The 25,281-nt window shown below is 72.0% G+C and carries 27 protein-coding genes; 19 read left to right on the top strand and 8 right to left on the bottom strand.

Features of this window, described 5'->3' with window-relative positions; genetic code table 11:
• Nucleotides 1–179: 179 nt before the first annotated feature.
• The 4 genes from VNG13_10500 to VNG13_10485 all read right to left on the bottom strand — a co-directional run bounded on the left by VNG13_10500 (nucleotide 180) and on the right by VNG13_10485 (nucleotide 2,363).
• Nucleotides 180–1,133 carry an exonuclease domain-containing protein gene (locus VNG13_10500; GenBank protein ID HVA60947.1) on the bottom strand — a complete coding sequence of 318 codons (954 nt, stop codon included), beginning with the start codon at nucleotides 1,131–1,133 and terminating at the stop codon, nucleotides 180–182.
• A 49-nt stretch (nucleotides 1,134–1,182) separates the two neighbouring features.
• Nucleotides 1,183–1,539, bottom strand: coding sequence for a hypothetical protein (locus VNG13_10495; GenBank protein HVA60946.1), 357 nt, complete (start codon nucleotides 1,537–1,539; stop codon nucleotides 1,183–1,185).
• 327 nt (nucleotides 1,540–1,866) lie between these two features.
• Nucleotides 1,867–2,034 (bottom strand): hypothetical protein, encoded by a 168-nt coding sequence (locus VNG13_10490; GenBank protein HVA60945.1) that lies wholly within the window; start codon nucleotides 2,032–2,034, stop codon nucleotides 1,867–1,869.
• Nucleotides 2,031–2,363 (bottom strand): hypothetical protein, encoded by a 333-nt coding sequence (locus VNG13_10485; GenBank protein HVA60944.1) that lies wholly within the window; start codon nucleotides 2,361–2,363, stop codon nucleotides 2,031–2,033. Before VNG13_10485 ends, VNG13_10490 begins: the two co-directional genes overlap by 4 nt.
• Nucleotides 2,364–3,091: 728 nt before the next feature.
• Here VNG13_10485 and mobF point away from each other — a divergent pair.
• From mobF to VNG13_10460, 5 genes are all read left to right on the top strand, one after another.
• On the top strand, nucleotides 3,092–5,989 hold the full coding sequence (gene mobF, locus VNG13_10480) for a MobF family relaxase (protein ID HVA60943.1): 2,898 nt from the start codon (nucleotides 3,092–3,094) through the stop codon (nucleotides 5,987–5,989).
• A gap of 97 nt (nucleotides 5,990–6,086) precedes the next feature.
• Entirely contained in the window at nucleotides 6,087–6,980 is an 894-nt protein-coding gene (locus VNG13_10475; GenBank protein HVA60942.1) for a DNA-processing protein DprA, read from the top strand.
• Nucleotides 6,981–7,168: 188 nt separating this feature from the next.
• A complete protein-coding gene (locus tag VNG13_10470) occupies nucleotides 7,169–7,741 on the top strand; it encodes a hypothetical protein (protein HVA60941.1) in 573 nt (190 codons plus the stop codon).
• A gap of 184 nt (nucleotides 7,742–7,925) precedes the next feature.
• On the top strand, nucleotides 7,926–9,047 hold the full coding sequence (locus VNG13_10465) for a DnaB-like helicase N-terminal domain-containing protein (protein ID HVA60940.1): 1,122 nt from the start codon (nucleotides 7,926–7,928) through the stop codon (nucleotides 9,045–9,047).
• A 268-nt stretch (nucleotides 9,048–9,315) separates the two neighbouring features.
• Entirely contained in the window at nucleotides 9,316–10,272 is a 957-nt protein-coding gene (locus tag VNG13_10460) for a hypothetical protein (GenBank protein ID HVA60939.1), read from the top strand.
• A 28-nt stretch (nucleotides 10,273–10,300) separates the two neighbouring features.
• Here VNG13_10460 and VNG13_10455 read toward each other — a convergent pair whose 3' ends face one another.
• Nucleotides 10,301–10,624: a hypothetical protein gene (locus VNG13_10455; protein ID HVA60938.1), complete on the bottom strand. Its 324-nt coding sequence runs from the start codon at nucleotides 10,622–10,624 to the stop codon at nucleotides 10,301–10,303.
• A gap of 72 nt (nucleotides 10,625–10,696) precedes the next feature.
• Complete coding sequence (locus tag VNG13_10450) at nucleotides 10,697–11,293, bottom strand: hypothetical protein (GenBank protein HVA60937.1); 597 nt, start codon at nucleotides 11,291–11,293, stop codon at nucleotides 10,697–10,699.
• A 304-nt stretch (nucleotides 11,294–11,597) separates the two neighbouring features.
• Between VNG13_10450 and VNG13_10445 the strand changes: the two genes are divergently transcribed.
• The 13 genes from VNG13_10445 (at nucleotide 11,598) to VNG13_10385 (ending at nucleotide 23,849) form a co-directional block, all read left to right on the top strand.
• On the top strand, nucleotides 11,598–12,140 hold the full coding sequence (locus VNG13_10445) for a hypothetical protein (GenBank protein HVA60936.1): 543 nt from the start codon (nucleotides 11,598–11,600) through the stop codon (nucleotides 12,138–12,140).
• A gap of 221 nt (nucleotides 12,141–12,361) precedes the next feature.
• Nucleotides 12,362–13,084, top strand: a complete 723-nt coding sequence (locus VNG13_10440; protein ID HVA60935.1) for a hypothetical protein — start codon at nucleotides 12,362–12,364, stop codon at nucleotides 13,082–13,084.
• Between the two features lie 20 nt (nucleotides 13,085–13,104).
• Complete coding sequence (locus VNG13_10435) at nucleotides 13,105–13,803, top strand: SAF domain-containing protein (GenBank protein ID HVA60934.1); 699 nt, start codon at nucleotides 13,105–13,107, stop codon at nucleotides 13,801–13,803.
• Entirely contained in the window at nucleotides 13,800–14,618 is an 819-nt protein-coding gene (locus VNG13_10430) for a hypothetical protein (GenBank protein HVA60933.1), read from the top strand. Before VNG13_10435 ends, VNG13_10430 begins: the two co-directional genes overlap by 4 nt.
• Nucleotides 14,619–14,621: 3 nt before the next feature.
• On the top strand, nucleotides 14,622–15,935 hold the full coding sequence (locus tag VNG13_10425) for an ATPase, T2SS/T4P/T4SS family (protein HVA60932.1): 1,314 nt from the start codon (nucleotides 14,622–14,624) through the stop codon (nucleotides 15,933–15,935).
• Nucleotides 15,932–16,771: a type II secretion system F family protein gene (locus VNG13_10420; GenBank protein HVA60931.1), complete on the top strand. Its 840-nt coding sequence runs from the start codon at nucleotides 15,932–15,934 to the stop codon at nucleotides 16,769–16,771. The genes VNG13_10425 and VNG13_10420 overlap by 4 nt, the downstream gene beginning before the upstream one ends.
• Nucleotides 16,768–17,676 carry a hypothetical protein gene (locus VNG13_10415; GenBank protein ID HVA60930.1) on the top strand — a complete coding sequence of 303 codons (909 nt, stop codon included), beginning with the start codon at nucleotides 16,768–16,770 and terminating at the stop codon, nucleotides 17,674–17,676. The genes VNG13_10420 and VNG13_10415 overlap by 4 nt, the downstream gene beginning before the upstream one ends.
• Nucleotides 17,677–17,699: 23 nt before the next feature.
• Nucleotides 17,700–17,954, top strand: a complete 255-nt coding sequence (locus VNG13_10410) for a hypothetical protein (protein ID HVA60929.1) — start codon at nucleotides 17,700–17,702, stop codon at nucleotides 17,952–17,954.
• Nucleotides 17,955–17,979: 25 nt separating this feature from the next.
• On the top strand, nucleotides 17,980–18,450 hold the full coding sequence (locus tag VNG13_10405; protein HVA60928.1) for a TadE/TadG family type IV pilus assembly protein: 471 nt from the start codon (nucleotides 17,980–17,982) through the stop codon (nucleotides 18,448–18,450).
• A complete protein-coding gene (locus tag VNG13_10400) occupies nucleotides 18,447–18,866 on the top strand; it encodes a TadE/TadG family type IV pilus assembly protein (protein HVA60927.1) in 420 nt (139 codons plus the stop codon). The genes VNG13_10405 and VNG13_10400 overlap by 4 nt, the downstream gene beginning before the upstream one ends.
• A 47-nt stretch (nucleotides 18,867–18,913) precedes the next feature.
• Entirely contained in the window at nucleotides 18,914–19,315 is a 402-nt protein-coding gene (locus VNG13_10395; GenBank protein ID HVA60926.1) for a pilus assembly protein TadG-related protein, read from the top strand.
• Nucleotides 19,312–22,206, top strand: coding sequence for a hypothetical protein (locus VNG13_10390; protein ID HVA60925.1), 2,895 nt, complete (start codon nucleotides 19,312–19,314; stop codon nucleotides 22,204–22,206). The genes VNG13_10395 and VNG13_10390 overlap by 4 nt, the downstream gene beginning before the upstream one ends.
• A 593-nt stretch (nucleotides 22,207–22,799) precedes the next feature.
• Nucleotides 22,800–23,849 carry a S66 peptidase family protein gene (locus VNG13_10385; protein ID HVA60924.1) on the top strand — a complete coding sequence of 350 codons (1,050 nt, stop codon included), beginning with the start codon at nucleotides 22,800–22,802 and terminating at the stop codon, nucleotides 23,847–23,849.
• 92 nt (nucleotides 23,850–23,941) lie between these two features.
• On the opposite strand, the gene VNG13_10380 is transcribed toward VNG13_10385, so the two are convergent.
• Complete coding sequence (locus VNG13_10380) at nucleotides 23,942–24,370, bottom strand: ASCH domain-containing protein (protein ID HVA60923.1); 429 nt, start codon at nucleotides 24,368–24,370, stop codon at nucleotides 23,942–23,944.
• 255 nt (nucleotides 24,371–24,625) lie between these two features.
• Nucleotides 24,626–24,766, bottom strand: coding sequence for a hypothetical protein (locus VNG13_10375; protein HVA60922.1), 141 nt, complete (start codon nucleotides 24,764–24,766; stop codon nucleotides 24,626–24,628).
• A 161-nt stretch (nucleotides 24,767–24,927) separates the two neighbouring features.
• Between VNG13_10375 and VNG13_10370 the strand changes: the two genes are divergently transcribed.
• Nucleotides 24,928–25,206 (top strand): DUF6112 family protein, encoded by a 279-nt coding sequence (locus VNG13_10370; GenBank protein HVA60921.1) that lies wholly within the window; start codon nucleotides 24,928–24,930, stop codon nucleotides 25,204–25,206.
• Nucleotides 25,207–25,281 lie beyond the last annotated feature (75 nt).

Below are 25,281 nucleotides of genomic sequence, written 5' to 3'. Positions count from 1 at the left end.
CCCCGGACGGAAGAGGCTGAATCAGACCAGGACCCATCGGTACGGAGCCTCACGCGAGGTGCCTGGGGGTGATCCAGAACAGCGTCGTTATGGACAGCCCTCAGACCGCCGCCATCCACCGGCCCGCCCGGCGTGCTATTCCTGGTGCCCCGGGGAGCTTGCAGCCAGGTCTCGGGTTGCTAGACGGGCGCCTGTACGCGTGATCCAGAGGTCGTCGTTTCGGCGGGCAGGTCTAGGAGGTCTCCTTCGGTGAGTACCTCGATGTGCCCACCCTTGGCGTTGATTCGCACGGCTGCGGCCGCCTTGCCTGCGCGGAAGTCTGCGGCGGAAGTTCCGGCGAATCCGTCCCCGATGACGAGGAAGTCGGTGTGCTTGTTCGGAGCCTTTAAGGGCGTGGCCCCAAGGTCGGCGACAAGGGCCCATGCGTCCGCCCGGACGATGCTGATCCCTCCGGTGAAGGCGATCGACTTGCCGAACAAGGGGTGATCGGGGTCGGCGTCGAGGTTCGCCGTGGGCCGTTGAGCCGCTCCCGCGTACGCTCGGATACAGCCAGTCCATTCGGTGTGCGTGATCTTGCCCAACCGAACCATGAGGCTGCGAGCCAGGTCTTCGAGGTTCTCAGCCTGCTGCCGTTCGGCGAGGGCCAACACGACTCGTGCCGCTGCTTCCGCGTCATCGTCAGCTCTGTGATGTTGTCCGGAGGGGAGGCCGAGCGCTTCGCAAACGACCGGCAGTCGATAGCTCAGAAGCGCAAGGCCCGCGCGGCGAGACATGATCAGCGAGCACGCGTACGTCAGGGTTGGCCAGTCCAGGTCGTCCGCGTCGCATCCCATCCGAATTGCGCCGATGTCGAACGCGGCGTTGTGCGCCACGACGGGAAGGTTTCCCACAATGTCGAGGACTTGGGCGAGTCGCTGCTGGAAGCGGGGCTGATCGGCGACGTCCTCGTGACGTATGCCGTGGAGCATCACGTTGAAGCCGTCGAACCAGTCCAACTCTCTGGGTGGTCGGGTCAGGAAGTGATGCTTCTCCGCAACGCGGCCGTCGCGGACCACCGCGACGCCGAAGGAGCAGATGCTGCCTCGTTCGCTGTTCGCGGTCTCGACGTCGATCGCCGCGAAGGTCAGGCTCATCGAGCACCGACAAGCACGAGAGCCAACAGCTGAGGCTCGGGGTCGGAGGTCACGGAGTCGCCGGTAGCGGCCTCGAGTACCGACCGGTTCGTACGGATGTCCTGGAGCTTGTCCCAGCCTCCAGGAGCCGGTCGACGTAGCGGGCCATCCCCAGACCGCCCGCCTTGTCGAGTCCCACCTGACCGGCTGTGGTCGCAAGGCCGATTCGTCGGGCAATCACCGAATGCAGCGTGTCCACGTCGCTATGCGCGAGCCTCCAGGCGCCGCAGATGCGGTCATTCATCTGACTCATCCGAACGAGACGAACCCACCAAACCGCTACTGCCTCGTCGGTGGCGTCTACTACCGCGATGACGGGGTGGGCGAGGTAGCTCGCCGCGCTCGGCGCCTTGGTCTGCTGGGTCACTCGCGGAGTATGGAGGATGGCGCCGACATTCGGGCGACTTGCGTGCGCGCAAGCGGTTGGCCACAGGAAGTTGGTCGTGACGGATCAGTCAGAGCACCGACGGGTCATTACCGTTCGGTGCGTGATAGCGGCCAACGCGACGGGGCACCTCCGATTGCGACGGCGAAACCGGCCTGGCCAAGCGTCCGCCGGTCACCCTTGCTAATTCGCCCCAGCGGCCTCGGGATCGTGATCCCTATGCCGGCTGAGCAGTTATGCCGGCTTCCGGTGCGTCGTGCGGCGTTGCGGCTGGTCAAGGCGATCTGGCCCGCGCAGTGGCCGGCATAACTACAGCGCTTCGAGGAAGGCAAGCAGTCGGTCCGGTGGCCGGTATCGACGCCGGGCGAGCGGCTGGCGCGCGGTGCGGGCGAGGGCCGCTTCCTTGATCGCCAGGTCCGCGTGCTCTGGCGGAGTGGGATATTGGAACTGTCGGAATAGCCCTTCAGGAAAGATCACCGCGGGCGAGGGTCGGGGGCGTTGTTCGGGCCGTTCCGGCGGCTGTATTCGGCGGCGTAGCTGGTCCAGTCCCCGGCGGAGGCGCGTTGCCAGGCGACGGCGACGTGCTTGGCGAGCAGGTCGGCGACAGCGTCGGTGGACATCCGGGTGCCAGCCCGGGTGGGGAACACCGGTTCGGTGGGGGCGGGGTCGCGTTCGCGTCGCCAGTCGGCGAGCGCGGCGGCGACCGGTCTGGTGAGCGGGGTGGTCCGCTCCCGCCGGCCCTTGCCGTGGCAGCGGACGTGGGTGCCTACTCCGAGGTGTACGTCGGCCCAGACGAGCCCGGTCATCTCAGTCCGTCCTCGGCGTGCGGGTGGGGGTTGGCGGCGGCGGTGTCGATCTCGTCCAGGACGCGCTGTGTTCGCTCATGGTCGGCCTGCTTGATCAACTCGCGGCAGTTATGCCGGGCCCCTCCAGAACCGAACCCGTAGCCAGCAAGGGAAAGCGCCCCACGACGAACCGGAAGCCGGCATAACAGCCCAGCCGGCATAGGTCTCTTTATGCCGGTCCCGGCATAAAGAGACAATTGTGTGGGCCTGTCCTCTCGGTGATCATGAAGACGGTGCGGTACCGGGCACGGGGTGTACTGCCGCCCGGTCGGCTGGGGTGCTGGTCGTGGACTACTTCGGCGCTCGTCGGCGCCGGGTCTGCAGGTCGGATGCGAGGTCAGGACGGCCTGGACGTCGGTGTTTTCCCGCCCCCGGGCCGGCCCCGAGCGGCGGCCCCTCCCTCCCGGCCGCGGTTGACGGCTGGACCGCTGGCTCCCAGGTGGGCACCGGCGCGCCCTCCGCACGGCCCGCTGAGCGTAGTTCGCCGTTGCCTACGGCGTCGCCGGCCGGCCGGTGGTGAAGTTTTGGCGAAGTCGCTGCTGGGTGCCTGGTGGCTGCGGTGAAGTCGGCGGTGAAGTCGCTGCCGACGCTGGCCCCGTGCGCACTCAGGACGGACCGGCTTCGCGCCGGTGGAACGAGCCCCGACCCCGGCATCCGGTGGGTGCGGCAGCCTTCTCGGCCGGCCAGCGATGATCTCGATCGGGCGGCTCGGGGCTGGACGGTCGGCGGCGGACTACTACCTGCGCCGGCAGGCGGGCTGCCCGGCCGATTACTACACCGGGGAAGGGGAACGGCGCGGTGTCTGGATCGGTGCGGGAGCCCGCGGGCTGGGGCTGGTCGGGGAGCTCGATGAGGCGGGGGAGGAGCGGTTGCGCGCGTTGCTGGCGGGGCGGGACACCGATGGCAGGCCGCTGGTCGCGCCGGTGCGTCGGCTGCCGGACCGGGCACGGCTGCCGCTGCGCCCGCTGGTGGAAGCGATCACCCGCAAGGCCGCGGAGAAGCAGGTCAGCGTCGAGCGTCTGATCGCGGATCCGGAACGGGCCGGGGAGTTCGCCCGGTTCGCCGCCGCAGTGGACCGGGACCGCAGCCGGGCGAGGCTACCTCGGGCGGCGGCACCGGCGACCCGGATCGCCGTGCTGGCGGCGGCCGTCGGGGTGGACGCGACCGGGTTGTACCGGCAGCCGAACGGGGTCGATCGGTTCGCGACCGCGCTGGCGGCCGCGGAGGAGCGGGTGGACGTCCGCCGGGCCGGTCTGGATGTGTGCTTCTCCCCACCGAAGAGCGTCAGCGTGCTGTACGGGCTGTCCGGGTCGGCGGTGGCCGAGCAGGTTCGGTCCGCGCACGAGACGGCGGTCGCCGAGGCCGTCGGCTACCTCGAGCGCCGGTGCGCGACCGCACTGCGCGGCCACCACGACGGAGCATCCGCGCTGCGGATCGGCACCGACGGGCTGATCGGGGTGGCGTTCGAACACCGGGCCAGCCGGGCCGAGGATCTGCAGCTGCACACCCACGTCGTGCTGGTCAACCTGGTCCGCGGTGTCGACGGCCGGTTTTCCGCCCTGGACACCCGGGCGGTATACGCCGAGGCGTTCACCGCCGGCCACCTCTACCAGGCGGTGCTACGCGGCCAGCTCACCGCCAACCTCGGGGTGGGCTGGTCGCCGGTGCGCCACGGTATCGCCGACATCCGTGGGGTGCCGATCGGCCTGCGCCGGCTGTTCTCCCGGCGACGGGCCGAGATCGAAGCCGAACTCGATCGGGTCGGCCGGGACGACCCGAAGGCTGCACACGTGGCGACCCTGGTGACCCGCCCGGCTAAGCGGCACCGCGGCGAGACCAGTCTGCGCGAGGAGTGGACCCGCCGGTCCGTCGACGCCGGGTTCGACCCGGCCGAGCTGACCGAGGTGCTGCACCGGATCACCCCACCGGACGTCCCGGCCGCCGACGTCTTGGCCGACCGGCTGTTCGCCCCGCATGGATTGACCTTCCGGCGGGCCAGTTTCGACCGCCGCGGGCTGCTGCGCGGGCTCTGCGACGAACTACCCGCCGGGGCGAACGTCACCGTGGAGCGGCTGCGGACACTGGCCACCGAACTGATCCGCGACCCGCAGGTCGTCGCGTTGGCACCGGAACTTCCGGCGGACGTCCGCCGCTACAGCACGGTGGACATGCTGCGCGCCGAACGTGACGCGCTCGCGTTGGCCCGCTCCCGGCGCAAGGCCGCTGTCGGCATGGTGCCGGCGGCGACCGTGGACGCCGCGATCACGGGGGCCGGGTTGTCCGGCGAGCAGGCCCAGGTGGTGCGATCACTGACCAGCTCGGGCGCCGGGGTGCAGGTACTCGTGGGCCCGGCCGGTTCCGGGAAGACCCGGGCGCTGGCGGCCGCCCGGACCGCGTGGCAGCAGGCCGGCCACCCGGTGCTCGGGGCGGCGCTGGCGGCGATTGCCGCGCAAACCCTCCACGACGGCGCCGGGATCTGCGCCTCCTCACTCGCCCGGCTGCTGATGGAGGTCAACCGCGTCGACCCGGACACCCACTCGCCGGTCGGCCTGCCGGCCGGAGCGGTTCTGGTGGTCGACGAGGCCGGCATGGTCGGCACCCGCCAGCTGCTCGAGCTGATGCGCCTGACCACCGCCGCCGATGGCAAGCTGGTGCTCGTCGGCGACCCATGTCAGCTCCCCGAGATCGACGCCGGCGGGCTGTTCGCGGTCCTGTCCCGCGGGCCGGCAGCTGAGCGTCTCGGCGGCAACCAGCGCCAGCAGCAGCGCTGGGAAATCGACGCGTTGACCAAGCTCCGCGACGGCGACGTGGCCACCGCGGTGGACGCCTACCTGGCCCACGGCCGGGTGCACGCCACCCCCAGCACCCGGACCGCGCAGGAGCAGCTGGTGGCCGACTACCTCGCCGACCGGCGGACCGCCGGCCCCGGCCGGATCGTCGCGATCACCAGCCGGCGGGTCGACACCCACACCCTGAACGCCGCGATCCGGGGCGCGTTGATCGAGCATGACCTGCTCGGGGATGCCGAGATCGTTGTCACCGCCGAGCTCGGCCAACTGGGTCTGCGGGTGGGCGAGGAGGTCGTCGTGACCGCCAACGACTACCGGTGCGGGCTGCTCAACGGCACCCGCGGTCAGATCACCGCCCTGCATCCTCGGGCCGGGCGGATCGAGCTCACCGCCGCCGGGCGCACGCACACCCTCGACGGGCAGTGGTGCGCGGACCATCTGATCCACGGCTACGCGCTGACCAGCCACCGCGCCCAGGGGATCACGGTGGAGACTGCGCTGGTGTACGGCAGCACGGCGCTGTGCCGGGAAGCCGGCTACGTCGGGATGAGCCGGGGGCGGCGGGCGAACCACCTCTACACCAGCCTCGGTCTCGTCGACCCAGACCCCGAACACCACGTCGACCATCCCCGGCTGAGCAGAATCCGCAGCGACGAACAGGCCGAGCTCCTGCAGGCGGCGCTGACCGAGCGGCTGCTCAGCTCACGCCAGCAACGCATGGCCAGCAGCGAGGCCAGCGGCCCAGGTCTCACCCTTGCCGCGGCCAGGCTCGACCCGAGCCGCGGACTGAGCCGGTAGCCCCCGGCCCAGGCAGCGGCCTGGCCTAACGTCGTAGCCAAGGGGCACGATCAGTAATGAGCGCGCCTGCCAATGCTTCCACGACGAGGGGCCTAGGGTGAGTGATGTGGATCGGCTCACCGAACAAGCCGCCCTGCTCGCCCTGCTTCGAGACCGCAAGTCCGGCTGGGCTCAGATCGCCGACGACGTCGAAAGCTGCGGCAGCGCGTACAAAGTGCTGATCGCCGAACCGGCGGGCCAAGGCGATCTGTTCGCCGGCTCCCCGACGGTGGCAGAGAAGCTCGACGCCTCCCGGGTCGCGATCGGCACATGGCATTCCGAGGGGATGCAGCTGGTCACCCTGCTCGACGAGGACTACCCGGCGCAGCTTCTGACGATCCATGAACGTCCGCCGTTCCTCTTCTTCCGGGGGCGGCTTGACCCCCGTGACGGGTTCGGTGTGGCCGTGGTGGGAACGCGGCGACCCTCACCGGACGGGGTCCGCCGAGCCGAGGAGATCGCTGCCGGGCTGGCAGCGCGAGGCACGACGGTGATCAGCGGTCTGGCAGCGGGCATTGACACCGCCGCCCACACCAGTGCGCTCGATGCGGGCGGCCGGACCGTCGCCGTGATCGGAACCGGAATCAGTCGCGCGTATCCGCCGGAGAACGCCCAGCTGCAGCGACGACTGGGAGACGAACACCTGGTGCTTTCGCAGTTCTGGCCCGACGCTGCCCCCACGCGCCACAGTTTCCCGATGCGGAACGCGGTGATGAGCGGCTACGCGGCGGCCACCGTGGTGATCGAGGCTGCGTACCGGAGCGGGGCTCGGATGCAGGCCCGGATGGCTCTGGAGCACGGACGGCCCGTGTTCCTTCTCAGGAGCCTGCTCGCCCACGACTGGGCCCGTGACTACGCCCAGCGGCCGGGCACCGTGGTCGTCGACGGCCTAGACGACGTGCTAACGGCGCTGGACCAGGTCCTCGCACCGGTAGAGCTCGTCTGGGAGTGAACGGGTCCTCGCGGCGAACCGTCGATGAGATCGCCGGTCCCTATGCGAACTTCCTGTACCTCCCGCCGCCCGCACTGCCCGGCGTTTGCAGTGTCTGCCACATAGCTGTGGACGAGAGGTACCCGCGCTGCCATCCGTGCAACCAAGCACGCAGAGTCCTCGGTGAACGACAGGTCGCGGATGTTGTCGTGCCCATGTCTTTCGCGCCGGCCGGGCTGCAGTTCGCACGAGAGCTCTACACGTATAAGCGTTCGACAGTGCCGCCGGAGATCCGGGCGAGCCGAACCGTAGGCCTGGCCGCCGTGCTGTGGAAGTGGCTCACGGTGCACGAATCCTGTATCGCGCGCCACGTCGGCATCGACGGATTCGATCGGATCACTGTCGTCCCAAGCACAAGCGGGCGGCCTGGCCCGCATCCGCTCCGCGAGATCGTCGCGGAACTCGTGGAGATAACCCGATCGCGCTACGAGGATCTGTTGAGCATTGATAACCCTTCAGCCGGGCAGCGTGAGCAGTCCGCAGAGCGGTTCAAGGCAACAAGAAGCGTCGTCGCAGAAGACGTCCTCGTGATCGATGACACCTGGACGACCGGGGCTCACGCGCAGTCCGCGGCGGCGGCCCTCAACTCGGCAGGGGCACGCACCGTCGCCATCGTGGCCATCGGGCGCTGGCTGGTCCGTGAGTGGGGCGACAACGAGGCCTTCTACCAGGAGGTGCGGCGTCGAGGATGGGCCTGGGACCGCTGCTGTCTCGACCCCTGAGATGACAGCGGGTGCAAGGCCCGCCGCCCAAACCGGTGTCGCGCTCTGCCGGCCCGGTCGCCACGCGCCTCGGTAACGTCCCTGGCACGTCTCCGGGCGCATCGAGCACACCGGGGCGGCTCCTGGAGGCGACTTCACCAAAACTTCACCGCAGGCCGCGTGGCCGCAGTTGGTGAAGCCGGCGGTGAAGTCGCCGAGCAGCGTCGTCGCCATGGATACGGATCTTGGGCGGGCCGAGCGGATCGTGGTGGGTTCGATGATCGTCGCTCCTGGCGCGACGGCGAGCTCCCTCGCGTGGCTAGACCGGTTGGACTTCGCTGATCCGGTGTGCCGACGGATTTTCGCGGCCACTGCCCGGCTACGCGAGGCGGCCCGTGCGGTGGATGAGGTCACGTTGGGCGTCGCCCTGGCGCGAGGCGGAGATCTGGGCGCCGCCCGGGAGGTGGCTCAGCTCGCGGCCGAGGTGCCCAGTCCGGCGTCGGCCGGCTACTACGCCGCGCACGTGCTCGCCGGCAGCATCCGCCGTCAGGTGCTGGCTGCCGGGCAGCGGCTGGCCGGTGTCCGCCCCGGCCCGGCCGAGGATGTGCTCGAACTCGCCGCAGGTGAGCGGGCCCGGATCGAGGGCGGGCTGCGCCGTTGGCGGCAGGCTCGCCGTAGTTTCGCGGGCACGTCGGTGAGCCTGCCGGCCGAGGGACGGCTGCCGCTGCGCCGACCGAACGGTTCCGAGCGTGCCGGTGACGGCGGCGAGCGGCTCGTCGAACGGGTCACTGTGGGCACGCTGCTCCTTGCCCCGGAGCGACTCGGCGAGGTCGCGGGCTGGCTGTCGGTCGGCGACTTCGCCGACCCGACGTGTGCCGCCGCCTACCGGGCCATCGGTGAGCTGACCGCCCAGAGATTGCCGGCCGACCCGGCGGCAGTGCTGGCCACCCTCGGCCGGGCTGATCTTCCCGGGGTCGACGGGATCGCGTTGTTCCGACTCATCGAGTCGGTGCCGGTGCCGGCCTCCCTCGACGCCTACGGCCGGCTTGTCGTCGAAGCCGCGCTGGCCCGCACGACCAGGGCGGCCGGGTTGCGGGTCCTGCAGACCGGATGTCGGGGCGGGGATCCCGACGAGTTGTTGCCCGGCGCGCTCGCGCACACCGACCCGCTCACCCAGCTGCCGGCCCGCTGGCAGCGCAGCCACCCGCCGGGTCCGACCCGGCTGGCCCATCTGCTGCCGCCGACCGTGGCGCAGATCGCCGATACCGGCCGCCTGGAGCCGGCCGCGCATCCCGTCGTCCCGGCCGGGCGCAGCCTCGGCCGCTGACCCGTGGCGTGCGCAGGGACCCGTCCGGACCTGGCGCCAGGCGTGCTTTACGAGGATGCCGTGCAGGTTGGGTAGGCCCGACGCGCCCGGCGGCCGTCAGCAGGTGGGCCGCCCCGTACGTCGCGCCGGGCCATCCGTACGGATCCGCTGGCGGGGGAGTGCCCTGCCGGCGGATCCGCGTTGCGCGCCGCCGGGGCGGGACGGAGGGGTATCCACAGGTTGCGTCGGGGGGCTGGACGGACCGGCGCGCTGTTTCCACGCTGACACCATGAGCCTGACCAGGGATCTGGCAACGCCGGACAGCCCGCTGAGCTGGTGGTTGGGCGTCCGGCTGCCGCATGCCGACCGGCTGCGCGCCGACTATCTGGCCCGGCTGCACCCGGCGCCCACGGTGTGCGGCTGGCCGTGTCACGCCGACCCGGTGCCGTGGGGCACTCTCGGTACCGCGATCGATCTGCGGCACCGGTTCGCGCTCAGCGACGATCTCAGCTTGGAGCCGGCGCGGATCGGGGCCTGGATTCTCGAGCGGGCCTGCGCCGAGATCGGCTGGCCCGACCCCGGCTGCGAGGAACTCTTCGACGTTGTCGCGGCGCTGGTCGAGCAGTGGCGTCCGGACGACCGGACCCGCCCGGTGTTGCTGCCCGGCACGGTCGAGGAACGTCTCGACCGGTGCTGTGTGGCGCTGGCCTGGCTGGAGGCCGTCTACCGACGTGGCCTGCCGCGGGTCGACGAACGTGCGGACGAGGTCGGTCCGTTGTCCCTCGCCGAACCGGTGCCGCCGCTGGAGGTGCTGCTGGCCGGGGTGCACCCGGGCTACCTGGCCGACCTGCAGGCCCTGCTGGGCAGGCACGCCGACGGGTGGTTCGCCGCGATGCGCACCTACTCGGCCAGCACCGATGTGCAGATCGGCGTCACGTTCGTCGGTTCGGATCTGGTCGGCGGCGCGGACGCCGACTGGTACTGCCGGGGCTGCCTGGTCGACTGCAAGGCCACCATGCACCCGCGGCGGCTTCCGGACACCGGGCTCTACCAACCGGTCTGCTACGCGCTGCTCGACTTCGACGATCGCTACGAGGTCGACGCGGTCGGGCTGTACCTGGCCCGCCAGGACCAGCTGGTCACCTGGCGGCTCGACGACGCGCTCGCGACCCTCGCGGGTGCCCGGGTCGGCGCCGAGGAGTTGCGGGCCGAGCTCGCCGACGTCCTGCTCGATGCCGCTGCCTGAGTTGGCGATTGGCGCCAGCCTCGGCCGGTCAGCACCCGGGGACACCGGTGCGGGCCGCGGCCCGGATCTGGGTCAGCCAACCGGTGACCAGCTCGGCGCTCGGCGTCCCCTGCTCGGTGGTGATCCGATCCGCACCGAGCGACGTGGTGAGCTGATGCACGGTACGGGGGCCCTCCCGGCCGGGGCCGACGACGACGTGCCGGACGACGATCGGCTCCCCGGCGGTCTCGACCGCCGCCGCCACCTCCCGGTCCCGGTCGGCGAGGGCCGCGTCGAACGTGTCGAACACGCCGAGGCGTCGGCCCGGGCGCCAGGACGCGAGGTCCTGCACGACGAACAGCTCGTAGCTCATAACCACCTCCAGCGACGCTTCAGCGTGCCCCGGCCGCCACCGGTGCGCCAGGGCGGTGAGCCGGGCTGTGGACTACCGGTCACGGCCGGCCGGCCGCTCGAGGGCGGCGTGGCGCTCCCGCTCGACGAAGCCCACGTCCCGGGCGATGGCCAGCAGCCGGTTGAACGACGCCGGCCGGCTGCGCAGCACCTGCCGGCCGAGCGCGGTGGCCTCCGACCAGGCCCGCACCTGCACCGTCAACGCCGCCACATCGTGCACCCGCACGACCAGCCAACCGGTGCTCACCGCCGCATAGGGGTGGGCCGGGTCGGGGGGCGTGACGTCCCACGGCTGGCGACCCTCGACCACCGTCTCCACGACCGTCGAGGCATGCCCGGCGGTGATCTCCGCGGTGCGGTAGCGCGGCAGCCGCACCGGCAGCAGGTGGCAGGTCGTCGCGTACGCCTGCGCCCAGGCCGCGGCCAGGTCGGCCACCGCCCGCCCGTCCAGGCAGTACACCCGCACCGGCCCGGCCCGGACCACCAGGTGCGGCGCCCGACCCGGCTCGGTACCGGTCGCCCGGGCGCGCACCCGCCAGCTCGCTTCCCCGACGGCGTCGACGGCCGCCTGCACCTTCCATCCACGCTCCATGGCCGCCACGGTCCGCACCGACTTCACCGCCGACTTCACCGCGAGGACCGTCGCGGCGGGTCGCCGGCGGGCGCGCCGCCGCGCCGGGGGCGCCAAGATCGGCGGACTTCACCAAAACTTCACCACCGCCGGCCGCCCGCCTCGCGGTGAAGTTTTGGTGAAGTCACCGAGCAGGGTTGGACCACACGCACCTGGGAGGAGGGAACGACGCTGTGAACGAAAGGGCCCGAATCTTGACATGTCCGGATCGGATGCAGTACTCCATAGCAACATCAGCCGCCCGGTCCGTCTACCGGCGGAGGAACGCGGTGGCACCCGGATGACACGGGCATGCTGGGGGGCGGTGAGGGGGCGCTGCGCCGCGCGTCGGATCGGCACGCTGATCGCTGCCGGGTTGATCGTCGGCGGGTGCTCGGTAGGGAACCACGTCCAACTCCAACAGCCGCCGGCCAGCGACGGACCGGCCTCACCGAACCCGACAGCGGTGGCCGAAACCCGCGCCCTCACGCAGTACACCGCCTTCTGGTCCGAACTCACGCCAGCGTCCCGGGCCGCGCCCGGCAAGCGGCTGCAAATGCTGTCCCAGGTCAGCGGCGATCCCGAACTCGCCTCACTGCTGCACGGAATGGCGCACGCAGACCAACTCGGCCAGGTCTTCTTCGGCCAGGACGTGCCCCGGCCGAAGATCGCCGTGTTCTCGCTTCCGCGCGGAATCGCCGTAATCGATGACTGCGCGGACTCGCGCAGCACCGGACTGCAGGATCGCAAGACCGGCCGTCACCTGACCGTCGGCGTATCGCGGAACCACATCGTCGCCACCATGCACCTCGGTGCGGACGGTGAGTGGCGTGTCGTTTTCGTCACCTACCCGAAAACGAGTTGCTGACCGTGCGCCGCCTGACCACGATCACGGCCCTTGCGGCGGGGATGTTGGTTGCCTGGACGGGCGTTGCTGCCACACCCGTATTCGCTGGTTCCCAGGGTGAAGGTGGGCACCCGAAACCGATCGTCGTGACCGGTGACCCGACACGAGGAGACATCCAGACGACCATCACCACGACAAGTGCCCCGGCGTCGACCAGGCGCTCGTCTGGGTCTGTTGTGCCGGTGGTGTACATGAAGGGCCCGGGCGGGGTGTCGTGTGTCTTCGTGTTCGATGCTGCCGACACCCGCAGCTTGCTGTCGCCGGGCTACTCCGGCGCGTTCTTCACCTTGTACTGCCAGGACGGCAAGGTCTACCAGGGGATCTTCATCGGCGGTGGTGGTCGCTTCGGCACGTCGGCGTCGGTTTTGCTGCCGGTGCCGGTCGCGCCGGCCCGGGTGACCCCGGCGGTGCTGGCGCAGCGGGCGGAGAGCTTGCTGCCGTTGCCGATGCCGGCGGCGAATCACAATCCGACGGATGCGTTGACGGGGCTGGCGACGTGGTGGTGGGTCTCGCCCGCGCAGTGGCGGACGCTTCGTCAGCGGACCGGGGTCGGCGGGCTGTGGGCGGTGGTGACGGCGCGGCCGATGTCGTCGACGTGGGACGCGGGTGACGGGACGCGGGCGCTGGTCTGCGACGGTGCGGGAACTCCGTACAACCGGAACGTGCCGGCGTCGGGGCAACAGTCGCGGTGCACCCACACCTACACACGGTCGAGCGCGGCGCAGCCGCAGCGCGGCCCGGACCCGAACGAGCGTTACTTCACGGTGACGGTGACGGTGAGCTGGCAGGTCAGCTGGGTCGGTTCCGGCGGGCTGACCGGGGTACTGCCGGCGATCACCCGCTCCTACCGGTTCCCGCTGCAAGTGTCCGAGCGGGAAACCGTCGTCTCGTCGAGCTCCAGCTGAGAACTCCGGGAGGTCCGCGCATGGCTGATCGGGCGAACGGGCAGGGCGTGCTGACCGAGGCTCGCCGCTCCACTCCTGGCTCACCTGGGGGAGCGCGCGCCGAGCGGTTGCCCCGGCTGCGCCGTCCCCGCCGGCCGCTGACCGCGGCCGCCGGTGCGGTGCTGATCACCGTGTGCGCGGTGACCGCCGGCGTCCTGTACACCGGGGCGAGCCGGCAGCTCGCCGTGTTGGCGCTGGCCCACCCGGTCAGCATCGGCCAGCCGATGACGGCCGCCGACCTGCGGGTGGCCCACCTGTCCGGGTCCGGGCTGAACGCGATCCCGGCGTCGGCGGCGGCGCGGCTGGTCGGGCGCACCCTGACCGCGGACCTGCCGGCCGGCACCCTGCTGGAGACCGGCATGCTGACCGCCGCCGGCACCCCGACCGGCGATCAGGAGGTGGTCGGGGTCGCGCTGAAGCCGGGCAGCCTGCCCGGCGGCGAGCTGGCCGCCGGTGACCGGGTCGCTGTGCTACAGGTCGCCACCAACACCGGCGGCGGGTCGGCCAGCCCGGGCGGGGTGCTGGTGCCCGCGGCGCTGGTGCTGTCAGTGCAGCCGGACCCGACCAGTGACACCACCCTGGTCGATCTGGCTGTCGGCCCCGGCCAGGCGGTGAGCGTGGCCAGCGCCGCCGCCGCCGGAACGGTCAGCCTCGCGCTGCTGGCGGGGTCCGGGTCGTGACCCTGCTCGCGATCACCCGGGGCAAGGCCAGCCCGGGGGCGACCACCGCGGCGACGGCGCTCGCGGCGGTGTGGCCGACACCGGTGGTGCTGGCCGAATGTGACCCTTCCGGCGGGGACCTGGCGCTGCGGCTGGCCGACGAGCACGGCCGGCCGTTGGCCCGCGACCGGGGCCTGGTCTCCCTCGCCCCGGCGGTGCGTGAAGGGGGAACCGCGGACCGGCTCACCGAGCATGTGCAAACGGTCGCCGGCGGCCTGCCGGTGCTCGTCGGGGTGGAGTCCCCCGCCCAGGCCGCCGCAATGTCGGTCAGCTGGCCCGGCCTGGCCCACCTGTTCGCCGGGCTGCGTGACGTGGATGTGGTCTGCGACTGCGGGCTGCTCGCCCCTGCCGGGCCGGCGCTGCCGATCCTCGCGGGCGCGGACCTGCTGGTCGTGCTGGTGCGGATCAGCGTGGCGGGTCTGGCGCACGGCCGGCACACCCTGGCCGCCGCCGACCAGCTGCCCGGCCGCCGCGGCCGACTGATCGCGGTCGCGGTCGGCGGGCTCGCCCCGGCCGCCCCGGTCGAGCAGCTGCGCGGCCTGCTGGCCGGCACCGGGCTGGCGGTCGACATGGTGGGCTGGCTGCCAGAGGATCCGGCGGCGGGCGGGCTGTTCGCGCCGTGGACCCGCCGGCTGGACCGCAGCCACTACCTGGGCGCCGCCCGCGAGCTGGCCGGCCGGTTGGCCGTCTTCACCCAGCCCGCATTCCCGGCGGGGCCGACCGACACCGCACCGGTCGCGAGGCCGGCCGAGCTGGCGTCGGCGGGGGAGGGCTGAGCTGTGGACTACACCCTGGTCCGCGAACTCGGCGCGGAGGTCGCCGAGCGGCTGCGGGCGGCCCGGCGGGCCCGCGCTGAGACCGGCCAGCGGCTGCTGAGTGACGACGACGAGCGGGAGCTGGGGCGCAGCCTGATCGCCGCCGCGATCGAGGACTTCCGTCGCCGCGAACTCGCCGCCCGCGGCGGGCCGCTGCCCCCGCCGGAGGACGACCGTGAGCTGGCCGAGGCCGTCTATGCCGCCCGTTTCGGGCTCGGCCGGTTGCAACCATTGATCAACGACGGGACGAACATCGCGATCGAGATCACCGGGGCCGACCGGGTGTGGCTGCACAAGACCGACGGTCAGCTCGTGGCCGGTCCAGCGGTGGCCGACTCGGACGCCGAGCTGATCGAGTGGGTGCGCACCATCGGCGCCTACGGCGGGCTGTCCAGCCGCCCGTTCGACCCGGTGCACCCCTGGTTGGAGACCCGGCTGCCGGACGGCTCCCGGATGCACGCCCTGATGAGCGTCTGCGAACGCCCGTCCGTGTCCATCCGGTTGTACCGGCTGCAGCGGATCACCCTGGACGAGTTGCACGAACGAGGCTCGTTCTCCACCGAACTCCTGGACTTCTTCACCGCCGCGGCCCACGGTGCCTGCAACCTGATCATCTCCGGGGAGCCGTTCGCCGGTAAGACCACCCAGCTGCGGGCGTTGGCGAACGCCATCCCCTACCACGAGTCGATCATCACGATCGAGCATTTCCGGGAACTTGGGATCGAACACTTCCCGGATCTGCACCGCGACGTCCGGGCGTTGGAGGAGCGGCTGCCCAACGCCGAAGGCGTCGGCGGGATGAGCCTGGCTGAACTGGTTGAACGTTCCCGGCGAATGAACCCGGACCGCACCCTGGTCGGGGAGATCATCGGCGGCGAGGTTTCCGCGATGCTCGACGCGATGAGTCAGGGCGCGTCGAGCTCGATGTCGTCGTGCCACTCCCGGGACGCCCTCAGTGTGTTCGACCGGTTGGCCGACTACGCGCTGCGCGGCCCGGCGCACGTCCCGGTGGAGGCCACCGGCCGGCTGATCGCCCGGGCCATCGACTTCGTGGTGCACATGCGCCGGGTGAGCTTGCCGGACGGGCGGGTGCACCGCTTCGTCGAGTCGGTCCGCGAGGTGGTCGGCTGGGACGGCACCCAGGTGGTGTCCTCCGAAGTGTTCGCCACCAGCCCCGGGGAGTTGCTCGCCGAGCCGGCCGCGCCGATCACCCCAGCCCGGGCCGCCCGGCTCGCCGCGCACGGCTACTCACCCCACACCCAACTGGTTCGCCGATGACCACCCGGTTGATCCTGGTCGTCGGCTGCGGCGCCGGCGTCGGTGCCGGGCTGCTGATGATCGGCCTCGGCTCACGCCCCGCGGCCGGGCCGCGGCACGGCTGGTCACGACGCGACACCGAACGGGCGGCCGGCGCGGCCGTGGTAGCCGTCCTGGTGCTGGTGGCCACCCGCTGGGTCGCGGTCGCCGCGGCACTGGGGGGGCTGGTCTACTTCTGGCCGCGGCTGTTCGGCGGGGTCGCCGCCGCGAAAGCGGCCACCGCCCGGCTGGAGGCGTTGGCCGGGTGGGCCGAATCGCTGCGCGACCTGACCGCGGCCGGGGTCGCGTTACCGGACGCGCTGCTGGCCAGCGTGCCCGCGGCGGCCGCGCCGATCCGCCCACAACTTGCCGCCCTCGCCGAGCGGGTCGGCGAACGGGTCCCGCTGCCCGAGGCGCTGGGGACGCTGGCCGACGAGCTGGACGACCAGGACGCCGACCTGATCGTGGCCGCGCTCATCCTCAACGCGCACGCCCAGGGGCGGCAGCTCGTCGCGGTGCTCTCCGCGCTGGCCCGCTCAGCCCGTGCCCAGCTCGAGGTCCGCCGCAAGGTCGAGGCCGACCGCCGCGGCACCCGCCGCGGGGTGCTCATCGTGATGGCGGTCACCATTACCGTCGGCCTCGGTCTGGCGCTGCTCAACCCCGGCTACGTGGCCCCCTACCGCGCCCCGGCCGGTCAGCTGATGCTCGCCGTGATCGTCGCCGTTTTCACCTTCGGCTTCGGCTGGTTGCGCCGGCTGTCCGCGCCGCAACCGGTCGTCCGGCTGCTCGGCCCGTCGGCCCGGGGGACCCCGCGGTGACCGCCGCTATCCTCGCCGGCGCCGGTCTGGGATGCGGCCTGTTGCTGCTCGCTGTCGGCCTGTGGCCCGCCCGGCCTGACCCGCTGACCACCCTCACCCGACTCGACGCGGCCGCCGCCTGGCGTCCCGCGATCCGCCCGACCTTCCCCGTGGCCGGTAGCAGCCGCTGGGTCACCGCGGTGGTCGGCGGGCGGGTCGCGGCGGCGCTGGCGGCCCGCGGCTGGCTGCGCCCCGGCCTGGGTGCGGACCTGCGGGTGCTCGACCTGGACCCGGCGGAGTTCGCCGCCGCGAAGCTCGGCTGGACCCTCGCCGGCCTGCTCACCCCGGTTCTGCTCACCGGGGTGGCCCGGCTGGCTGGTATCACGGTGCCGCTGCTGGTCCCGGCCTGGCTGGGCCTGGGCTGCGCCCTCACCGGCTTCTATCTGCCGGACGTTCAGGTCCGCACCCGGGCCGGTCAGGCCCGCCGCGGGCTGCGGACCGCGGTCGGCGCCTACCTCGACCTGGTCGCGATGCGGATGGCCAGCGGCGCTGGTCTCGCCGAGGCGCTCACCGACGCCGCCCGGCTCGGCCGGGGCGACGCGTTCGCCCGGATCCGCGGCGCGCTCTCCGACGCCCGCACCGACGGACTCAGCCCACCCGCCGCGCTCGGCCGGCTCGGCGACGAGCTGGCCCTGCCCGAGCTGGTCGACACCGCCGCCCGGCTCGCGTTGGTCGAAGGCGGCGGCGCGCAGGCCGAGGCCAGCCTGCGGGCGCAGGCCGCCTCGCTGCGGGACCGCGAACTGTCCGACCTGCACGGCCGGGCCAACGAGGCCACCCAGGCGATGCTCGTCGCCCAGGTTGTTCTGGCCCTCGGGTTCCTCCTGTTCCTCGGCTACCCGGCCGTCGCGAAGCTGCTCAGCTTCTGACCCATCGAACCGCGGAGGTGCCCATGACCTACCGACCCACCAGCCCAACCCGCCTCGCCGCACCGCTGCTGGCGGTGCTGGCCCCCGAACTGGCCGTGCTCACCGCGCTGTTCACCACGGTGCGGAACCGGGTCCGTACCGGCGGAACCGACCGTGGCGACACCATCCAGTGGGTGATCATCGTGACCATCGGCGCGGCGATGGCGATCGGTGTCGGCACCCTGATCTACGCGAAGGTCACCCAGAAAGCCCACCAGATCAACCTCAACACCCCGTAGCACACACGTCACGACGACACCGACCATGACCGTGCGCACGCCCCCTCGCCGCTGGCGGACCGGGGAGCGGGGAAGCTCCCCGGTGGAGCTGGTGCTGCTCGCCCCGGTGCTGATGCTGGTCGTCTTCCTGGTGGTGCAAGCCGCCCTGTACTACTACGCCCGTCAGGTGCTGCTCGCCGCCGTCGAGCAGGCCGACCGGACCGTCCGCTCTGCCACCAGCCTCAGCCTCGTGGACAGCCAGGCGAGCACCGCCGGGCTCGGCTACGTGCACTCCCTCGGCCCCGACCTGGTCACCGCCCCAAGCTTCGCGGTCAGCCTCACCACGACCACCGCCACCGTGATCGTCACCGGCCGGGCAGTCAGCATCATCCCCGGGCTGGCGTTGACCATCCGGGCGGTGGCCACCGGGCCGATCGAGCAGTTCCACCCCGATGTCCCCGGCACCACCGCGGGTTCGGCGCCCGCCGGGGCTAGCCCTCCCGGTGGTGTGTCGTGAACCGGCGGGCAGCTGCGGACGGCGGGTCGGTGGCCGTCGAGTTCGTGCTGCTCGCCCCAGTGCTCATGCTGGTATTGCTGTTCGTCGTCGGGGCCGGCCGGATCGCCGGCGCCGACGCTCTGGTGCAAGGCGCGGCCAGCGACGCCGCCCGGGCGGCCAGCCTGACCGACTCCCCGGCCGCCGCGGTGGCCGCCGCCCGGACCGCGGCCACCGCCGATCTGACCGGTCAGCAGATGAACTGCACCCAGCTGGCCGTGTCCGTGGACACCACCTTGTTCCGTCCCGGCGGGTTGGTCCGGGTCAGCGTGGCCTGCACCGCAGATCTGTCGGGGCTGACCGGAACCGGGCTGCCCGGGCACAAGACGTTGACCGCGACCATGGCTGCACCCATCGAGATCTACCGGGGGCTGCCATGACAGCCCAATGCGACAGGCGGCGGTGGCGGTGTGCCGGCGACGACGGCATGGTCGCGGTCCTCACCGTCGGGTTGGCGCTGGGCCTGTTCGCCCTCGCCGGGCTGGTCATCGACGGCGGCCGGGCGATCACCGCCCGTCAGCACGCCGCCGACCTCGCCGGGCAGGCCGCCCGGGCCGGCGCCGACCAGCTCGACTTGTCCGCGTACCGGTCCACCGGCATCGACCGGATCGACGCCCCGGCGGCACGGGTGGCCGCCTGCGCTTTCGTGGCCGCTGCCGAACCCGCCGACGGCTGCCAGGCGACGGTCACCGGGGACGGGGTCACAGTGACCGTCACCACCCACACCGCGACCGTGCTGCTGGGTTTGATCGGATACGACACCTTCGTCACCCGAGGGGCGGCCACCGCCCACCCGGAGCGTGGGGTGCTCACCGGGACAGGCCCATGACCCGCCGCCCCGCCCCCGCCTCGACGGCGCGCGCCCGGCCGATCTCCCGGCAGGCGACCGGGCTGGGCGCCGCGCTCGCGCTGCTCGTGCTGCTCGCCGGTCCGCCGGTTGCCCTGATCCTGCTGGTCGGCTGGCCGGGCCCGCACAGCTGGCCGACGCTGGCCGGGCTGGGGCACGGGCTGACCGCGCCGCTGGCCGCCGGCACCGTGCTGAAGTTCGTCACGATCCTGGGTTGGCTGGCCTGGGCGCACCTGTTGGTGTGCGTGGCGGCAGAGGTGCGGGCCGAACTGTCCGATCGACCCGCCCGGCGGATTCCCCTCGGCGGGGCCAGCCAGCGACTCGCGCACCAGCTGGTGGTCAGCGTGCTGATCGCCCTCGGCGCCGGCCCAACCCTGACCGTGACCGGCCACGCCGTTTCTGCGGTGGTGCTCACCCGGGCCGCCGCGCCCGCCGCGTACACCACGGCGCTGGCCGCCGTCCGTCCCGAGCAGCCACCGCGCCCGACCAGTCCGGCCGAATGCCTGGTCCCGCCGACCGCCGACCCGGGCCGGCAGGCCAGCGTTTCACGGTCGGCATTGCTGCCTGAGTCGGCGGACCTGCGGGTGTACGTGGTGGCCCCGCCGGACGGCCGGTGGCACGACAACCTGTGGGACATCGCCGAACGTCATCTCGGCGACGGGCAGCGCTGGCGCGAGATCTACCAGTTGAACGAAGGCCGGCTCCAACCCGACGGCGGGCGACTGACCCGGGCCAACCTGATCCGCCCCGCCTGGGTGCTGCTGCTGCCCGCCGACGCGACCAGACTGCCCGCCGACGCTGACGTCCCGCCGGTAATCCCTCGCCAGGGCCAACCGCGACCAGTCGCCCCCGACCACAGCGCACCCCGATCCGTCCCCCCCGCCCCCACACGAGAACCGTCGGTCAGCGGCGAGGCGCCGGTGCTGTCCCCGACCGACGGGCACCCCCGTTCGACGCCACCGGGCCGGGCAGTTGAGCCGGCAGCCCCGATCACCCCGGCCGGCGTCGGCCTCGGGGTCGGTCTCGGACTCGGATTGGCCGCGGCCGCCGCCACCCTGCGCCGGGCCGCGGTCAGCGCCCAGCACCATCGCCGGCGCGACCGCCGGCCCCGCCCCCAGCCACCAGCGGCGGCCGCGATCCGCCGGGCCGCCGACCAGCTCGAGCCGGTAGCTGACCGGGTCCGCCAGGCGGTGCGACTCGCCGCCGCCCAAGCCCCCCACGGAACCACCGTCCGGGCGGTGCTCGCCCAACCGGACGGCGCCATCGACATCCTGTTCACCGACCCGGCTGTCCCGCCACCAGCGCCGTTCACCGAACCGGCGCCCGGCCGGTGGCGGTTACCGGCCGAGGCCGGGCCGTTCACCTACGCCATCGAGGCCGACCCGGATCCCGCGCCCGCACTCGCCCCGATCGGCCGACTCGACAACACCGACGTCTTCCTCAACCTGGAAGCCGTCGGCCTGCTCGCGCTGACCGGCCCCATCGAGCAGACCGCGCCGATCGCGGCCGGCATCGCTCTCGGACTCACCGGGGCTCCGTGGGCCGCGCTGGCCCACGTGCACACCGCCCACGGCCTGCTGCCGCAGCTGCCTGGGATCGACCGGCTCGACACCGTCGACCCCGACCCCGACAACCTCACCCAGCTCGTCCGTTACGCCGACCGGGTCCGCGCCGAACTCGCCGACTCGGACACCCCCACCGTGGCCGCGGCCCGCGCCGCCGGCGACGCCACCACCCCGCTGCTGCTGCTCGCCGGCATCTCCGCCGACGCCCTGCCGGACGAGTTGGCCGTGGCCGGCCGCGACCCGGCCAGCCCCCTGCTCGCGGTGCTGCTCGGTGCGCACCCCGACGCCGAAGCCTGCCAGCTCGACGAGGCCAGCGGACTGCTCAGGGTCCCCGGGCTCGGGGAGCTGACCCCCGTCCGGGCCGAGCCGGGTGAACTCGCGACCCTCGCCGACACACTGGCCGCGGTCCGGGTCCCCCTCGCCGACCCCGCGGTCCCCGCGCCGCACCCAAGCGAGCCGACCCCGGCGGCGACCAGCGGCACCCGCGGGCAGGCAGTCCAGGCCCGGGTGATCGAGCTGACCCCGCCGGACGTGCCGGCCGACGACCCGACCTACCAACAGGCCCGTGACCAGGCACCAGCCGCCGAATCCGCGACCGGCATCGAAGTCTGCATCCTCGGCCCCGTCGAGCTGCTCGGTGCGCCCGCACCACGGCGGCTCAAGGTGCTCGAACTCATCGTCTACCTCGCCCTACACCGCTCCGGCGTCGACTCCGAAAAACTGTCCACCGCGCTGTGGCCGGACAAGCCCTACCACCTCCAAGTGGTCAGCCAGCGACTCGCCGAAGCCCGGGCGCTGCTCGACGCCGCCATCAGCAAAGGCCCCGTTCACCGGCTCGACCCGACGATCGGCAGCGACTGGCAACGCTTCCAAACGTTGGCCGCCGGTGACCCCAGCCAAAAGCGGGCCGCGCTGGCCCTGCTGCGCGGCCGCCCCTTCGACGGGCTGGGGCGCCGCTGCGAATGGATCTACGCCGAAAACCACGTCTCCGAAATCTGCTCCGCCGCCGCCGACCTGGCCCGTGACCTCGCCGAAACCGACCTCGCCCACGGCGACTACCCGGCCGCCGAAACAGCCGCCGCCGCCGGCATCAAGGTCAACCCGTACGAGGAATCGCTGTACCTGCTGGCTGCAACCGCCGCCGCCGAAGCCGGCCGACCCGGCATGGTGCAGATCTACGCCAAACAGCTTCACACCGTCATCGAAGACGAAGCCGATCTGGCTGACCGGGTGCATCCCGACACCGACCGCGAACTCGACCGGCTCCACACCCTCGCCCAGCGGTGCGCCGCCCGCCAAGCCGGCTGACCCGAGACCAGAAAGTCTCCTCCGCAGTAGGCGTCGGCTCGGTCCGACAAGGCCATGCGCGGGCACCCTCGCGTTCGAAGAGCACCGTCGCTGAACCCTTCGACCCGGCGTGTAGTAGACGGCTATGGTCGGTCCGGGAGAGGGCCGTATCGATGCGGAGGTTAGGTAAGGACACACGCGATCCGTCGCTCGGAGCGGGTGCGAGGCCGCGGGCGATCTGTGGTTGCTCGCTCGACGAGCGCACCGCCCGGCCAATCCGGCAGTGCTAATCCCAGCAAGCGGCTCGTCCGTGAGGAGAGGTGCCGCAGGGCTGCGTGCAACACCCCTGCACTCGGTCGAGGAGGCTTCCGGGCGTGCCCCGCATAGCGGGGGGTCTCCGGGCTTCTTCTCGGGCGGGGTATACGGGACACCTGCTCTTGGGAACCTTCTGCCACCAGGCGTTCCCGTAGGCCGTTCGTCATGCGGCACGGACACGGGTGGTCGGTCGCAGTTGTCCAGGGCGTGGGCAAACTTGACCTTCACCGACCGAAGGCTGGACGCGGGGCGGGGGAAACGCGCTTGCCGGAGCCGTGCGGTCCTGATCGGATGGACGTATGGTCCCCGAGCTCATGCACCCGCCGAAGGCCCGTCGTGGTGAGAAAGTAGCGGTGGTCTCGCCGTCGTTCGCTGCTCCGGGCGTGGCACCGGTGGTTCACGAGCAGGCGATGCGGCGCCTGAGCGAGATCACCGGCCTCGTCCCGGTCGAGTACCCGACCACCCGCCAGGTCGGCGCCAGCCCGCGGCAGCGTGCGGCTGACCTGAACGCTGCGTTCGCCGACCCGGAGATTCGCGCCGTGGTCGCGACGATCGGTGGGGAGGACCAGATCCAGGTCGTGGCGCACCTCGACCCCGGCCCCGTGGGGGCGGACCCCAAGCCGTTCTGCGGCTACAGCGACAACAGCAATCTGCTGTCGTGGCTGTGGACCCACGGCATCGCCAGCTTCCACGGCGGCTCGACGCAGGTCCAGCTGGGTCCCGGCCCAGCGGTCGACGCCTGCCACAGTGCCTCGCTCCGCGCGGCCTTGCTGACCGGCGAGCGCCTCGAGGTCACCGACCCGGGCGAGTCCGAAGATTTCGGCAAGGACTGGACCGACCCCGCCGCGCTCAGCGAGTACGGCGAGCGCGAAACCACCGAAGCCTGGGCGTGGGGCGGTCCCGCTCGCACCGTGACCGGCCGAACCTGGGGTGGCTGCGTCGAGGTCCTCCAGTGGATCCTCGCAACTGGGCGCTTCCCGCCAGACCCCGCGGTGCTCGACGGCGCGGTGCTGATCCTGGAAACCAGCGAGGAGATCATCCCGGCCCGGGAGTTCGGGTGGATCCTGCGGTCCCTCGGTGAGCGGGGACTGCTCGCCGCTGCCGGCGCCCTGCTCGTGGCACGTCCACCTGCGTCGAGTTTTGACAAGCAGCCGTCCGCCGCAGAACGCACGGACTACCGCTCTGCTCAGCGCGACGTCGCTATCGACGTCGTCGGCCGCTACAACTCCGATGCGGTCGTCTGCGTCGGGGTGCCCTTCGGGCACACCCGGCCCCAGTGGCTCCTACCTTACGGTGGCGAGGTCACCGTCGACGGCACCGAGCGCAGGATCTGGGCCGACTACTCCTGAAGCCCACAGCACTCCTCGCACCCCCTCGCCAGCCCGAGACAAGCCACGACAACGGCGGCAGCTGCGGTTACGGATCCTCGTACGACGCGGCGTCAGCCCGTCGTGGGCCCTTGGTCGTCGAGGAGGCGGAACCACTCCACCACGACCGGCTCGCTGTCTCGCAGCTCCCAGGTGGAGTCACCGGCGTCGGCGCGGATCATCTCTATGGTCTCGCCCCAGAACGCTTCATGAGCCCGGCGCCACTCGACCGCGTCGGCGAAGCCCTCGCCCTCATCCCTCGCCACATCGTCACCGACTGCGTCGAGCGGGATGATCCGGACTCGTGTCGTCTCGATCATCCCATGCCTTCGGCCGGCGTGGTCAACCAGCTCGGACTGCTGGCCGACCCGCGGCAGCGATTCGCCGGAGAGGTACTCGACGGCCAGCGACGACGTCGCCGTCTTCTCACCGCGTAGCACGGCTGCGAGTAGCCGATCGCCGAGGCCGCCGTCACCGTCGTAGCCGAAGCTCGTTGTGGCCATGACCCAACTCTGGCAGAGAGCCCCCCGGCCGAGCTGATGATCACCGGAAACGGATCCCCCTTCGGGGCGGCCCGAGGTGCTTGCTCCAGCATGCGAGCGCGGATCCTCTCGACGTCTCCGCGGTGGCCACGGCACGCCGCCGAACTGGGTGATCGGCGCTCTCCGACCGCGCCCGCGTAGCAGGCCACGACCGGCACAGAGGCGGCGATCCGGAGGCCGTTCCCCGCGTGGTGGCTGTTCCTTCGGAATGCTGCATCACTGCCAGCTCTGTTCGTCGACCTGAGCGCCGGTGTGTGCGTTGATCGGTCGGATGGAGCCCACGTTGCGTCCGCCTGCGCTCTGCTCTCCCAGACCGAGCCGCTCACCGAAGCCGTGCTCTTGAGCGACCTCGGGCATCGGACTGATCCGCCATGGCAAGTTGCGCGCTTGCTCCGTGTTCACCGCCTACTTCACCGCCGGGTCGCCCCTCTCGTCCTGGCGTTGGCCGGTGAAGTTTTGGTGAAGTAGCTGAGCAGCCTGCAGGTCGACCGCTTCACCGTCGACCTGCGGAGGCTGCCATGCCCACCGGCATCATCGTCAACCCGAACTCGAACTTGCCCGGCACCACCCAGCTCGCCGCCATGGTGGGTGGGCTGATGACGTGGGTGCTGCTCGCCTGCGTACTGGCGATCCTGGCTGGCGCCGCCTCGTGGGGGCTGGGTAGCCGGGCGGGCCACTACGGCGCTGCCAGCTCCGGTCGGCTGATGGTCCTCGGTGGGGCGGTCGGCGCATTGATCGCCGGCGCGGCGGTCGCACTGGTCAACTTCGCCTTCGGCATCGGCGGGACGGTGCACTGATGGGCTGGCTGCTGACCTGGCTGTTCGGTGGCGCCGGCAAGGCGGTCGCCGGCGGGATCGGGGCGCTGCTGTCCC

The organism is Mycobacteriales bacterium, from assembly GCA_035533475.1.
In the GTDB taxonomy this organism is placed as follows: Bacteria; Actinomycetota; Actinomycetes; order DATLTS01; family DATLTS01; genus DATLTS01.
The sequence above is the reverse complement of the archived record's forward strand: the minus strand, read 5'-3'. Positions and strand labels throughout refer to the sequence as shown.

Bases quoted from the DNA above. Each gene is read 5' to 3' on its own strand.
- VNG13_10500 (HVA60947.1), bottom strand. From the start codon at position 1,133: ATGAGCCTGACCTTCGCGGCGATCGACGTCGAGACCGCGAACAGCGAA.
- VNG13_10485 (HVA60944.1), bottom strand. From the start codon at position 2,363: ATGACCGGGCTCGTCTGGGCCGACGTACACCTCGGAGTAGGCACCCAC.
- mobF (HVA60943.1), top strand. From the start codon at position 3,092: ATGATCTCGATCGGGCGGCTCGGGGCTGGACGGTCGGCGGCGGACTAC.
- VNG13_10455 (HVA60938.1), bottom strand. From the start codon at position 10,624: ATGAGCTACGAGCTGTTCGTCGTGCAGGACCTCGCGTCCTGGCGCCCG.
- VNG13_10395 (HVA60926.1), top strand. From the start codon at position 18,914: ATGGTCGCGGTCCTCACCGTCGGGTTGGCGCTGGGCCTGTTCGCCCTC.
- VNG13_10380 (HVA60923.1), bottom strand. From the start codon at position 24,370: ATGGCCACAACGAGCTTCGGCTACGACGGTGACGGCGGCCTCGGCGAT.
- VNG13_10405 (HVA60928.1), top strand. From the start codon at position 17,980: ATGACCGTGCGCACGCCCCCTCGCCGCTGGCGGACCGGGGAGCGGGGA.
- VNG13_10420 (HVA60931.1), top strand. From the start codon at position 15,932: ATGACCACCCGGTTGATCCTGGTCGTCGGCTGCGGCGCCGGCGTCGGT.
- VNG13_10385 (HVA60924.1), top strand. From the start codon at position 22,800: ATGGTCCCCGAGCTCATGCACCCGCCGAAGGCCCGTCGTGGTGAGAAA.
- VNG13_10460 (HVA60939.1), top strand. From the start codon at position 9,316: ATGAGCCTGACCAGGGATCTGGCAACGCCGGACAGCCCGCTGAGCTGG.
- VNG13_10410 (HVA60929.1), top strand. From the start codon at position 17,700: ATGACCTACCGACCCACCAGCCCAACCCGCCTCGCCGCACCGCTGCTG.
- VNG13_10435 (HVA60934.1), top strand. From the start codon at position 13,105: ATGGCTGATCGGGCGAACGGGCAGGGCGTGCTGACCGAGGCTCGCCGC.
- VNG13_10370 (HVA60921.1), top strand. From the start codon at position 24,928: ATGCCCACCGGCATCATCGTCAACCCGAACTCGAACTTGCCCGGCACC.
- VNG13_10375 (HVA60922.1), bottom strand. From the start codon at position 24,766: ATGCCCGAGGTCGCTCAAGAGCACGGCTTCGGTGAGCGGCTCGGTCTG.
- VNG13_10390 (HVA60925.1), top strand. From the start codon at position 19,312: ATGACCCGCCGCCCCGCCCCCGCCTCGACGGCGCGCGCCCGGCCGATC.